This is a genomic window from Moorena sp. SIO3I6, assembly GCF_010672095.1.
On record NZ_JAAHHU010001360.1, the window covers coordinates 1 to 1389 of the forward strand.

At 47.1% G+C, this 1389-nt stretch carries 2 protein-coding genes; both read left to right on the plus strand.

The genetic code is table 11. The annotated features are described in order from the left end of the window. A partial coding sequence (locus F6K49_RS49315; RefSeq protein ID WP_293110065.1) for a hypothetical protein occupies nucleotides 1–371 on the plus strand: 371 nt, incomplete at its 5' end. Nucleotides 372–489: 118 nt separating this feature from the next. Further along, nucleotides 490–1389, plus strand: a 900-nt coding sequence (locus tag F6K49_RS49320) for a cysteine desulfurase family protein (RefSeq protein ID WP_293110067.1), incomplete at its 3' end; no start/stop codon positions are given.

Sequence of the window (1389 nt, forward strand, 5' to 3'; positions counted from 1 at the left end):
GAAAGAAAACATTCCCGTGTGGCCACAAGGGGTATGGTAAAACATGCCACCGATGTGATCAAAAAAACCGAGCACGGGAAGAGAAAAAACAGCAAAAACAGCAGTGGGAGTCTAGTTTTGAAGATGATCCCATTGACTTAAAAAACCTTCCTACCCATGTGGTTGTCAAAGCCCGTGGGATAATTGCTGGTTTGGAGAATCACCAAGATTACAGAGAATTTGGTGGCAAGCGGCTGCGCCACAACCGCTGGATCATTAGTATTCCTGTAACTCGCAACTACCGAATGATTTGTCACGACCAGGGTAGCTTATTGGTTCCTCACGCAGTTTTGTCCCACGAGGATTATAACGTTGGCAAACCAGGTGGTTAGTTGTTATTCATCAGTTATTATTCATCAGTTATTAATCATCAGTTATTAGTCATCAGTTTGAGAGAGACCTGGAAAGGTTATATGCTGAAGGTAGAGATAGCTGGTTGCCTGAAAACCCATGCAAATTTATCTGGACTATAGCGCCAACACACCACCACGCTCAGAAGTCATTAAAACTATGCAAGATGTCCTTGCCCAGCAGTGGGGTAACCCATCTAGCTTACACCAGTGGGGTCAGCGAGCGGCTATTGTACTGGAACGAGCAAGAATGCAGGTGGCTAGGTTAATCAATGCACCAGCAGAATCGATTATATTTACCTCTGGCGGTACTGAGGCGGATAATTTGGCGGTGATGGGGGTTGCCCAAGCCTACAAGAAACCCCAGCATATCATTATTTCTAGTGTAGAGCATTCTGCAATCGCTCAACCAGTGGCCTGGTTGGAGCAGTGGGGTTGGCAAGTGACTAGGCTACCAGTGGATTCTCTGGGAATGGTCAATCCCGGTGATTTAAAAGCTGCGCTACAGGCAAATACAGTTTTAGTCTCCGTCATCTACGGTCAAAGTGAAGTAGGTACGCTCCAACCTATTGATGAACTCGGACAAATTGCTCGTGAACAAGGTGTATTGTTTCATACCGATGCAGTTCAAGTAGCAGGACGGCTATCGATCGATGTTCAACAACTACCGGTGGATTTGCTGTCGATTTCCAGTCACAAAATTTATGGTCCAATGGGATCAGGGGCACTGTATATCCGCCCTGATGTGGAGTTAGTGCCCCTGATATCCGGTGGTGGACAAGAATCCCGATTGAGGTCTGGAACCCAGGCGGTGCCACTGATTGCTGGGTTTGGCATGGCGGCAGAACTAGCAGCAGTGCAAATGCTAAAAGAGACACCTCGGTTAATTCGATTACGCGATCGCATGTTTGACCAACTGGCTGATACCCCCAATCTCATTCCCACTGGTTCTAGAGACTATCGCTTACCCCATCACGTTAGTTTCTGTGTGACTTCCCCA